The following is an 11,147-nucleotide window of genomic DNA, read 5'->3' as shown; positions in this document are numbered from 1 at the left end:
GTTCATCCTGAGCCAAGATCAAACTCTCCATTGTAAAATGTTCTACACCATTCCGAAGAATGGCTGATGTCGAGTGCTGACCTTGCTCACATATTGACATTATGGTCAAATTCGTTTCGCTTGGTTTGTTTCACTTTGTTTCTTCCGAAGAAGAAGCAGCAAGTGGAACACTTACTATTTTGTCTATTTCCATCATTCAAAGAACGTGTGATGCTTCCATTTGAAGCATCAGTGTGGGTTGGTGATTTAACCCGGGGTTGTCGTTGTCAGCCTTTGTTCGTTTTGGGAGTGCAAAGGTAGAAACTAATTTTGATTTGACAACTTATTTTCGAAAATCTTTCTGGTTTTCGATTCGTTTTCAAATCTGCTGCTTTCGTTTAAAGCGGCTTTTTTATTTGTGAGTCAGTGTTTTAGCACTGGCTTTCGGTTGCCTTTGTTCGTTTTGGGAGTGCAAAGGTAGTTGATTTTTTTGACTTTCAAATTTTTTAGCGAAAAAATTTTAGAATCTTTTCGCTTCGATTTTCAAGCCTAGCTGCTTCCGATTGAAGCGGGTTGCAAAGGTACGGTGGCTTTTTTCGCCGGTGCAAGCTATTCAAGAAATAAATCTTGGCGCTTGCGGCTGGCCGCGGTGGGTAAGACAAGATGCTTTCCGCTGGAGTTCCCAACCTTTCAATTTGGTGCCGGAGCGGGTGCTTTTGGCGTTTCCGTTAGTCCGTTTGACGTTTCGGGACTGCAAAGGTAGGGGGACTTTTTGGGGCGGCAAGGGGGCTTTTACGAAATAGCTAGATTGGGGTTGTAAGTAACTGATTGATGCGGTTAAAAAATTTGTGGGGGTTTGTGGTTTGATGTGGTGGAGCGGTTGGTTTAGGTTGATTTTGGACTTCTGTGAGTGGGTGGCGTGGCTGTGGGAATGCTTGCTAGTTGGTGTTGGAACGGTCTGAAATAGGTGCAGTAGCTTCTCTTGTAGCTTCTGGATAAAGTGACTTGGTCCCTACCCTGCTGTTGAGTTGATGCCGTTTTCAAGTCGGATTATACTCTTCTGGGTTCAATTGAGGTGTGTTCTTTTACGCAAAAGCCCCGCACCTATCTCCAGATTCGGGCTGGAAAGGGGTGCGGGGCTGGATGAAGCGAGTAGAATAGCCGGGTTGGCGGGGTTAGTTGTGCGGTAGAGATGCTTCGAGTTCGCTCAGCATGACGTTGTTCTTATCCCGTGGCGTTCTACTTATTCCGTTCTCTTACCGATGGAGGGTGCTTACTCTGTCGGGGCCGACGCTGACGATGCGGATGGGCACTTGCAGTTCCTTTTCGAGGAAATCGAGGTAGGCGACGAGGTTGGGGGGGAATTGGGCGGCGTCGGTGATGGTGGTGAGGTCGGAGTGCCAGCCGGGGAGGGTGATGTACTCGGGGGTGATGGTGGTGAGTTCGCCGGGGTCGGGGAGCTGGGGGGTGCTGGCGCCGGTGGCGGTGCGGTAATGGGTGCAGGCCTGGATTTCGGTGAAGCCGTCGAGGACGTCGGCTTTCATGAGGTGGAGCTCGGTGACGCCGTTGAGCATGATGGCGTAGCGGAGGGCGGGCAGGTCTATCCAGCCGGTGCGGCGGGGGCGGCCGGTAGTGGAACCAAACTCGCGGCCGGCTTGGCGGATTTGCTCGCCGACTTCGTCGTGGAGTTCGGTGGGGAAGGGGCCGCTGCCGACGCGGGTGCTGTAGGCTTTGATGATGCCGTAGACTTTGTCGATGTGGCGCGGGGCGATGCCGAGGCCGGTGCAGGCGCCGGCGGCGATGGTGCTGGAGGAGGTGACGTAAGGGTAGGAACCGAAGTCGATGTCGAGGAGGGAGCCTTGGGCGCCTTCGGCGAGGATGCGCTTGCCTTGAGTGAGGAGGTCGTTGAGGAGGTATTCGGTGTCGATGAGCTGGAGGGTGCGCAGGAATTCGACGGCGGAGAAGAAGTCGGCTTCGAGGGCTTCGATTTCGAGCTGCTTATTATGGTGGGCGGCAATGGCGGCGTGCTGGGCGACGGCTTCCTGGTAGCGCTGCTGGAAATCGGGCAGGAGGATGTGGCCGACGCGGAGGCCGACGCGGCCGATTTTGTCGGAATAGGTGGGGCCGATGCCTTTGAGGGTGCTGCCGATTTTAGTGTTGCCGCGGGCTTCTTCGCTGATGCGGTCGAGGGCGCGGTGCGAGGGGAGGATGAGCTGGGCTTTTTTGGAGATGTAGAGGTTTTTGGACCAGTCGATTCCTCTGTCGGTGAGCTTTTGGAGCTCCTGGCGGAAGACGATGGGGTCGAGGACGACGCCGTTGCCGACGATGTTGAGGATGTGGGGGTGGAAAATGCCGCTGGGGACCTGGTGCAGGACGTGCTTGACGCCGTCGAAGAAGAGGGTGTGGCCGGCGTTGGGGCCGCCCTGGAAGCGGGCTACGGCGTCGTAGGTGGGTGCGAGAACGTCTACGATTTTGCCTTTGCCTTCATCGCCCCACTGGAGGCCTACTAATACATCTACTGGCATGAGTGTTGGGTTTCGCCCTCCGGGGGCACCTCACCCCCCGGCCCCCTCTCCTTGGGGAGAGGGGGAGCCTGACGGGTTTTGGTGGTTTTGGAAGGGCTGTTATTAAGGTGGTTGGTGTTGAGGATTTAGAGTAGTGCTGTGGCTTTTGCCTGATGCTGTTTCTGCTTGACAAGGTCCTTCGCTACGCTCAGGATGACAGATGAGTACGAGCCAAAAAGGCAAAAAAAAGGCCGCCTAGAGGGCGGCCGGGGTTAGCTGTTGGCGGGCGGTGGCTTCGTCGGCGGCAACGGTGAAGATGTTGTTTAGCTTCGTGATGGCCAGCATTTTCTTGGGGTGGTCAGCGGGGTTGATGAGGACTAGCTCGCCGCCGCGGCTGCGGAATTTGGTGAGGAGCGAGACGAGGACGCCAATGCCGGTGCTATTGATGTAGCGGATTTCGGAGAGGTCGATGGCGCAGTGGGTGAGGTCTTCGCCGAGGTGGTTGTTAACCGTTTGCAGGAGTTGGTCGGTGTCGGGGCTGCCGATGAGGTCGCCGGAAAGACGGATGAGGAGGATGCCGTTTTGGACGGTGCTGGTGGTGGTCATGCGGGAGTGTTCTGGCGGGCGGCGGCTTCGGCTTTGGCGCGGCAGTCGCCGCAGATGCCGTAAAGATTTAAAGAATGGTGCAAGATATGGAAGTTCAGCAGGTCGCCGACCATGGTTTGGATGCCGTGGATGCGGGGGTCGCAGAATTCCACTACTTTATGGCATTCGGTGCAAATGACGTGGTCGTGCTGGCGGTAGCCGTAGCTCTTCTCGTACTGGGCGAGGTTGCGGCCGAACTGGTGCTTGCTGACGAGGCCCTGCTCTACTAACAGGTCAAGCGTATTGTAGACGGTGGCGCGGCTTACCTGCAGGCCGCGTTCCTTCATGCCGGCGTAAAGCTCTTCGACGTCGAAATGGCCGGAGCGGGCGTAAATTTCTTCGAGAATGGCGTAGCGCTCGCCGGTTTTGCGAAGGCCTTTGTTTTCGAGGTGGGCGGTGAAGAGCTTTTTGACTTCTTCGAGCTTATCGGTATTCAGGGGGGCTTCGGAGGCGGGGCTGGGCGTGTGCTTGGCGGCGTAGCCGGTTTCGGAGGAGCCGCCTACCCCCTGCCCTGCTTCAACAGCGAGGTTGGCGGGGACGGTTTGGGATTTACTCACGGTATATATAAGGTGTAAGTCGGCGGGACAAAGGTAAGGGCGGGCAGGTCACCTCACCCCCGGCCCCTCTCCTCTGGGAGAGGGGAGCCACGGAGGCATCAGCTTACTGCTCGAAATAGAAGTGGTAATGGTTGGCGCAGCCGGGGTTGAAGGCGGCCTGGCAGTGGGGGCAGGTACTGTTGCAGCTTAAGTAGCTGGCGATGCTTAAGGTTTGGTGGCAGTTGCCACAGTAGACGGCTTGGGTTTGGAATTCGGTTTTGGGCCAGACCTGGGCGGGGTGGTCAGCGGCTTCGTTGTGGCACTGGATGCAGGCGTAGAACTCGCCGCAGCACTTGTGCTGAATGGCAATGATGTCGCGCTTAGAATGCCAATGGGCGCATTGGGTGCGCTCGTTTACCTCGGTACCGTGAATGGTGATGGGCTCGGTGGAATTCACTTTTACGAATCGAACCGCTCGACCTGGAGCACGCCATCGACTTTTTTGAGGCGCTGGATGAGCTTGGTGAGATGGTCGGTGTCATTCACGAACACCATAATCTGGCCTTCGAAGAAACCGTCATCGGCGGTGATGGTGATGGAACGCATGTTCACCTTGAGGCTGCTGCTGATGACGCGCGTGACGTCGTTGACGAGGCCCACGCGGTCGGAGCCCTTGAGGCGCACGCCGGCGAGGAAGGCCAGTTCGAGCTGGTCGGTCCACTTGGCGCGCACAATGCGGTTGCCGTAGTTCGACATGAGGTCGACGGCACGGGGGCAGCTGGTGCGGTGGATGATGAGGCCCTGGTCGGTTTCGAAGCCAAACACGTCGTCGCCGGGAATGGGGTTGCAGCAGCGGGCGATGCTGTAGTTGAACTTGTCGGTGTGCTCGCCCACGACGAGCATATCCGGTTTCACGCCGCGGATTTTCTGGACTTCGTTGTCGAAGGTTTTGGGTTCGAGCACGGCCGGCAGCGGCTTTTCGGAGGTGAAAAGCGACTCGCGGATGGCGCGGCCGTCAATTTGCCCCACGGCCAAGCGGTAGTAGAACTCCTGGGCGCTGGGTGCGTTGAAGTAGGCCAGCAGGCGGTTGAAGTTGTCCTGCGTGAAAGGCACACCGATAAGCTCCAAGCGCTTTTCGAGGATGTAGCGGCCGTCTTCGGCCTTGGCGCGCTTGTCGTCGCGCAGGAAATCCTTGATTTTCGAGCGGGCCTTGGTCGTGATGACGTAGTTGAGCCACTCGGCGGTGGGGCGCTGCTTGTGGGAGGTCAGGATTTCGACCTGGTCGCCGTTGTGCAGCTGGTAGCTGAGGGGCTCCAGCTTCTGGTTCACCTTGGCGCCGAGGCAGTGGATGCCGATTTGGGAGTGAATGTCGAAGGCGAAATCCAATGCAGTGGCCTTGTCGGGCAGAATCACCAGCTTGCCCTTGGGCGTGAAGGCGTAAACTTCCTTCACGAACAGGTTCTGGCGGAATTCGTCCATGAATTCCAGGGCGCTAGAATTGTTGGATTCTAGCATCTCGCGCACCTTGTTCACCCAGCCTTCGAGCGAGCTTTCGGGCTGGATGCTGCCGGTGTCCTTGTACTTCCAGTGCGCGGCGTAGCCTTTCTCGGCGATGTCATCCATGCGGCGCGAGCGAATCTGCACCTCCACCCACTGGCCGGCCCGCGACATCACGGTGGTGTGCAGGCTCTCGTAGCCGTTGGCTTTGGGCGTGCTCACCCAGTCGCGCAGGCGGTCGGGGTTCGGCTGGTAAAAGTCAGTTACGATGCTATACACCTGCCAGCAGGCGGCTTTTTCCTGCTCCGGCGGCACGTCCAGAATCACCCGAATGGCAAACAGGTCATACACCTCGTCGAAGGTGATGTTTTGCTTCTTAATCTTCTTGAGAATCGAATAGATGCTTTTCGGCCGGCCCTTGATTTCGTACTCAAAGCCTTGCGACTTCAATTCGTCATCAATCGGCTGCACAAACTCCTTAATGAAACGGTTGCGCGCCGCCTGGCTCTGCCGCACTTTGGCCTTAAGCTCAGTATACGTTTCCGTATCGGTGAATTTGAGGTACAAATCCTCCAGCTCACTCTTTATAGTATAGAGCCCGAGCCGGTGGGCCAGCGGCGCGTACAGGTACAGCGTTTCCGACGCAATTTTCAGCTGCTTGTGACGCGGCATCGAATCCAGCGTCCGCATGTTGTGCAGGCGGTCGGCGATTTTAATGAGAATCACCCGCACGTCCTCGCTCAGCGTGAGCAGCATTTTGCGGAAGTTCTCAGCCTGCTCGCTGGTGCCGTACTCGAACACTCCCGAAATCTTGGTCAGCCCATCAATAATGCGGGCCACTTTGGTGCCGAACTCGCGCTCGATGTCGGAAATTTCGGTGGGGGTGTCCTCTACCACGTCGTGCAGCAGCGCGGCCACGATGCTGGTGGTGCCCAGCCCGATTTCCTCCACAGCTATTTGCGCCACCGCCAACGGGTGCAGAATATAGGGTTCGCCCGACTTACGGCGCATTTCCTTATGCGCCTCCAGGCTCTGATTAAAAGCCTTTTTGATGAGCTTGGGGTCGCCATCCTTTAAGTAAGGCTTAGCGGTGCGCAACAGGCGGCGGTAATGGCGCAGGATTTCCTGACGCTCGGCTTCGGGGGAGATAACGGGAGGCATAATGGGTAAAGTAACAACGCCGGGACGGAAAAGGTGACGCGACTTGACTGAGTACGATGGGACATCATGCAGCGCACCGCGAAGCATCTTTACCGTAATAGTATCTAATTGCGTTGCGCAGTAAAGATGCTTCGCGGCGCGCTGCATGATGTTCTATTTTTCTCTTTGCGCCTGCCCTAGTCCAACCTAAAACGCCCGTTGCACACAAACACTTTCCCGAGTACCTTTGCGGGCCCGTAGCAATCGGCGTGCGGCACCATATGCGGATATGGCGAAATTGGTAGACGTGCCAGACTTAGGATCTGGTGCCGCAAGGCGTGTGGGTTCGAGTCCCTCTATCCGCACTTTTATTTGATGCAGGCCTTCAGTCGTATAGGCTGGAGGCTTTTTTTTCAACCTTTCAACCTGGCCAGCAGCAGCTGGTTCCCTGTTTTGAACATCACCCTCGACAAGAACGACGAGCAGCTGACCGGGCTGCTGACCGTACACCTGACCGAAGCCGACTACGCGCCCACCGTCGACAAGCAAATCAAAGAGTACACCAAGCGCGCCCAGGTGAAGGGCTTCCGCCCGGGCATGGTGCCCGTGGGCATGGTGCGCAAGATGTATGGCAAAGGCATTCTGGCCGAGGAAATCAACAAGATGCTGGGCAAGGCCGTGGACTCCTACATTAAGGAGAACAAAATCAACTTGTTGGGCGAGCCCCTGCCCGTGGCCAGCAATGTGGATTTCGACACCGACAAGGATTTTGATTTCTCGTTCGAGCTGGGTTTGCTGCCGGCTTTCGAGCTGCCTGCCGAGCTGAAGGCTGACCTGCACAAGGTGACCATTGACGAAGACACGCTGGCCCAGACCAACGAGCAGATTGCCCGTCAGTACGGCGAGACGACCAACCCCGACGAGTCGGAAGCGGGCGACTACCTGTTTGGCAAGTTCAAGAAGGCCGGCGAGGAAGGCGAAGGCCGCACGGTGCTGCTGCCCATCAGCAAGGTGACCGGCGACCAGGCCCAGTTCATCGGCAAAAAAGGCGGCGACGTAGTGACGTTTGACCTGCAAAAGGCTTTCGGCAACGACGCGGCTTCGATTTCGAACTTCACCGGCCTGAGCAAAAAAGAAGCTGAGGAAGCCACCGGCGACTACGAGTTCAGCGTGGAGAAGGTGAACCGCACGGCGGCGCCTGAGATGAACCAGGAGTTGTTCGACAAGGTGTTCGGCCCCGAGGCAGTTTCTTCACAAGAGGAGTTTGACGCTAAGGTGCGTGAGACGATTCAGTCGAACTACGACCGCGAGAGCGAAGGCGCGCTGAATAACGCCATCGTGAAGCAGCTGGTGGAAAACACCGACATCAAGGTGCCCACGGAGTTCTTCAAGAAGTGGCTGGTGCGCGCCAACGAGGGCAAATTGACGCCCGAGATGGTGGAAGAGCACTACGACGACTACGTGAAGGAGTTGAAGTGGAGCATGATTCGCAATAAGGTGGTGGAAGAAGCCGGCCTGAAGGTGAGCAACGACGAAATCGTGGACCGCACGCTCGACAAAATCATGGGTCAGTTCAACATGCCGAACATGCCCGACGAGATGCGCGAATCGATGCGCAGCTATGCTGACAGCTACCTCAAGCAGGAGAACGGCAAGAACTACGTGAACGAGTACGAGGCCATTCTGGCAGAGAAAGTGCTGGAAAACCTGCGCGGCAAAGTTGTTGTTACGGACAAGCCCGTAACGGCCGAAGAATTCCGGACCCTGCACAGCTAAACCTGCGCAGCCCAGTTTTTGGAAAAGCCCTTACGGAAACGTAGGGGCTTTTTTGTTGGGGTTCCGACAACATTTGCTTTCTTCGCCCGTCTTTCTAACCTCACCTGCGCAAGCGGAAGCGTGCGCGCCATTTTTCCCTCATGAATCCATTACTGAATAGACAAGAGTTTCGCAAGTTCGCGGTGAAAGGACAGGGCCTGAGCGGCCTGGGCGTGGACCAGTACCTGAACCACATGGAAGGCCAGGTGCGCAACGGCATGATGCTGCCCACCAACATGACCCGCTCGGTTATCGAGGAGCGTCCGCAGAACTTCCGCGAAATTGACGTGTTTTCGCGCCTCATCATGGACCGCATCGTGTTCCTGGGCACGGCCGTGGACGACTACATTGCCAACATTCTGACGGCGCAGATGCTGTTCCTGGAGTCGGCCGACGCCAAGAAGGACATCCTGCTCTACATCAACTCGCCCGGCGGCTCGGTGTATGCTGGCCTCGGCATTTATGACACGATGCAGTACGTGAACCCCGATGTGGCCACCATCTGCACCGGCCTGGCGGCTTCGATGGGCGCGGTGCTGCTGGCTGGCGGCGCCCCGAATAAGCGTTCGGCCCTCCCCCACGCCCGGGTGATGATTCACCAGCCCAGCGGCGGCGCGCAGGGCCAGTCTTCGGACATTGAAATCACGGCCCGTGAAATCCTGAAATTGAAGAAGGAGCTGTATGACATTCTGGCGCAGCACACCGGCAAAACCTACCAGGAAATCCACGACAACTCGGACCGTGACTACTGGATGCGGGCCGATGAGGCCAAGGAGTACGGCCTGATTGACGAGGTGCTAGAGAAGAAGAAAGCCTAACCGCAGATTTTCGCGGATTTCGCAGATTTAATACTGATAAAAAAGCCCCTGCTGATACAGCAGGGGCTTTTTTTATTGCTGAGCACGAAGGGTCAGCTTCAAAACTTGTTTTCATTCGCGGCCTATAAAGTTCATACTGCGGCCCCTTGTGAGCCAAAGCAGCTTGTAGAAGGCTGCTCAGGGTTGGTAGACCACGAAGGAGAAGGCGCGATTGGGCTGGCTGAGGTTGCCATTGTTGGCTACCAGCCAGGTATTTACCTGTACAATGCCGCTTGTGGTACCGCTGGCGGTCGTCATCACGACGCCTTGCCCGTTCAGGGCATCGGCGGTGGTGCCCGACGACACGCACACGGTATTGGTGAGGTTGGTGCCGGACGGGGCCGACAGGGTGATTTCGTAGTAACCGGTGCCGGCGAACGGGATGCTGACGCTGAAGTTGCCCGAGCCGCTGAGGATGGTGCCGTTGGCCGCGATGCGCCCGTAGGCCAGCGGCAGCATGTTGGCGGTACCGGTGTTGGTCGAGTTCACCTCCGGGGTGCGGATGGCGCCGCCCGTTACGTCGAGGGCCAGGCCGGTACCGCTCTGGCTGATGACGACGGCGGGGCTGCTGCTGCCGGCGTTGCTCTGGTTAAAATAGGCAGCCCGGCCCGTACCGCTGGCTTGCCCGATGACGCCCGTGGCCGCCCCCGTGGCCGAGCCAATGACGCCGATGCCGTTGGCACTGCCGGCCACGCCAATCACGCCGTAGCCGTTGCTGGCGGTGGCTTCGCCGCGCACGCCGTAGCCGCTGGCGGTGGTGCCCAGCACGCCCACGCCCGAGCTGTTGGCGCTGCTGCCAATCACGCCGGCCACGCCGCCCACGTTGCCGGCTCCGGTGCGCCCGTACACGCCGCTGCCCGTGCCGGAAACCCCGGAAACGCCATACGAGTCCGGCGACTGGCCCGACACACCCATGCCCGTGGTGAGGGCCACGCCCCGCACCCCCCAGCCGTCCTGCGCCAGGCCCAGCACGCCGGCGGCCGTGGTGCCCCCGGTGCTGTTGTTGATGCCCACGATGGCCCCGCTCGTCCCGGGGCTGGCCGTGCCGTACACGGCTGCCACGTTGCCGGCAGATGCCTGAACGCCGTAGCTGCTGGTGCTGCTGCCGTACACGCCGCTGCCGCTGGTGCTGGTGCCCTGCACGCCGTAGCTGCTAGTGCTGCTGCCGTAGGTGCCCACGCCACTGGCACTGGCGCCAATGACGCCGAAACTGTTGGTGGCCGAGCCGCTGACGCCGTAACCGCCGCTGGCCGAGGCAATGCCGCGCACGCCGTAGCCGTTGGTGGTGAGGCCGATGACCCCGCTGCTACCCCCGCTGCCGCTGTGGTCGTTGCCCAGCACGCCGGCTGCGTTGCCGGTGGCGCCGCTCGTTATCACGCCCTCCACCCCGATGCCATCGGTGCTGGCGCTCTGCTTCACGCCCCGGATGGCGGCCTGGGCCGAGGTGGCGGTGTTCACCGCGCGCAGGGCGGGCCGGTCGCCGGCCGTGCTCACGTAGAGGGCCGTCGAGTCGTTGGTGGCGTCGGCACTGGTGAATTGCGCCACCCGGCCTTTGTCGCCGGTAATTTTGGCGCCCTGCACGGCTACGCCCGTGGTGGAATTACCGTACAGGCCCTGGCCGCTGGTGGAGAAGCCGCTCACGCCCCGGCTGTCGGTGGCCCGGCCTTCGATGCCGTAGCCGCCGCTGGCGCTGGCCGTGCCCCGCACGCCGTAGCCGCCGGCGGTGGTGCCCAGCACGCCCGTGGCATTGGTGGCTGAGTTATTGTTGATGCCCTGTACCGCAGCATTGCTGGTCCCGCTGCCCGTGCCGCTGATGGCCACGCCGGTGCCGGTGTTGCTCACGGCGAAGGCGGGGCTGCTGGTGCTGGCCGTGCCGCTGTAAGGCAACGCGAGGCCGCTGGCGGCGGGCTCGATGAACACCCAGCCGCCGGTGCCGGCGTAGTACCAGAAGCCGGTTTGGGTACCGCCCGAGGCCGTGCCGTCGGTCTGGTACACCATCAGGCCCTGCGGCGGGTTGGTGATGCTCGTGCGCTGGGTGGCCGTCAGGCGCGGGATGAGCAAGCCCTTGTCGGTGGCCCGGATGTCGAGGGCTGACTTGGCGTCGGGCGTGGTGGTGCCTACCCCAATCTGAGCGTGGGCGGCGGCCACGGGCAACAAGACTAACAAACCGCAGA

At 59.2% G+C, this 11,147-nt stretch carries 8 protein-coding genes and 1 tRNA gene; 3 read left to right on the top strand and 6 right to left on the bottom strand.

All coding sequences use genetic code 11. The features are described 5' to 3' along the window. Positions 1-1,235 precede the first annotated feature (1,235 nt). From Q5H92_RS26335 to Q5H92_RS26315, 5 genes are all read right to left on the bottom strand, one after another. Positions 1,236-2,504, bottom strand: a complete 1,269-nt coding sequence (locus Q5H92_RS26335) for an adenylosuccinate synthase (RefSeq protein WP_305014562.1) — start codon at positions 2,502-2,504, stop codon at positions 1,236-1,238. A 234-nt stretch (positions 2,505-2,738) separates the two neighbouring features. Next, positions 2,739-3,089, bottom strand: a complete 351-nt coding sequence (locus tag Q5H92_RS26330; RefSeq protein WP_305014561.1) for an STAS domain-containing protein — start codon at positions 3,087-3,089, stop codon at positions 2,739-2,741. Next, the gene (locus Q5H92_RS26325) at positions 3,086-3,565 is read right to left on the bottom strand and encodes a Fur family transcriptional regulator (RefSeq protein WP_305014563.1); all 480 of its coding nucleotides are present in this window, start codon (positions 3,563-3,565) and stop codon (positions 3,086-3,088) included. The genes Q5H92_RS26330 and Q5H92_RS26325 overlap by 4 nt, the downstream gene beginning before the upstream one ends. A 223-nt stretch (positions 3,566-3,788) precedes the next feature. Next, positions 3,789-4,121 (bottom strand): CHY zinc finger protein, encoded by a 333-nt coding sequence (locus Q5H92_RS26320; protein ID WP_305014560.1) that lies wholly within the window; start codon positions 4,119-4,121, stop codon positions 3,789-3,791. Between the two features lie 2 nt (positions 4,122-4,123). After that, positions 4,124-6,322: a RelA/SpoT family protein gene (locus Q5H92_RS26315; RefSeq protein ID WP_305014559.1), complete on the bottom strand. Its 2,199-nt coding sequence runs from the start codon at positions 6,320-6,322 to the stop codon at positions 4,124-4,126. Positions 6,323-6,584: 262 nt separating this feature from the next. On the opposite strand from Q5H92_RS26315, the gene Q5H92_RS26310 reads away from it, so the two are divergent. The 3 genes from Q5H92_RS26310 (at position 6,585) to Q5H92_RS26300 (ending at position 8,934) form a co-directional block, all read left to right on the top strand. Continuing rightward, positions 6,585-6,666, top strand: a tRNA-Leu gene (locus tag Q5H92_RS26310). Between the two features lie 88 nt (positions 6,667-6,754). Next, positions 6,755-8,077: a trigger factor gene (tig, locus tag Q5H92_RS26305; RefSeq protein ID WP_305014558.1), complete on the top strand. Its 1,323-nt coding sequence runs from the start codon at positions 6,755-6,757 to the stop codon at positions 8,075-8,077. Between the two features lie 140 nt (positions 8,078-8,217). Then, positions 8,218-8,934, top strand: coding sequence for a ClpP family protease (locus Q5H92_RS26300; protein WP_168674339.1), 717 nt, complete (start codon positions 8,218-8,220; stop codon positions 8,932-8,934). A gap of 177 nt (positions 8,935-9,111) precedes the next feature. Here the strand turns inward: Q5H92_RS26300 and Q5H92_RS26295 are convergent, their stop codons facing one another. Further along, on the bottom strand, positions 9,112-11,139 hold the full coding sequence (locus tag Q5H92_RS26295; RefSeq protein WP_305014557.1) for a beta strand repeat-containing protein: 2,028 nt from the start codon (positions 11,137-11,139) through the stop codon (positions 9,112-9,114). Positions 11,140-11,147 lie beyond the last annotated feature (8 nt).

Origin of the sequence: Hymenobacter mellowenesis (genome assembly GCF_030581005.1) — a bacterium.
GTDB lineage: Bacteria > Bacteroidota > Bacteroidia > Cytophagales > Hymenobacteraceae > Hymenobacter > Hymenobacter mellowenesis.
The sequence above is the reverse complement of the archived record's forward strand: the minus strand, read 5'-3'. Positions and strand labels throughout refer to the sequence as shown.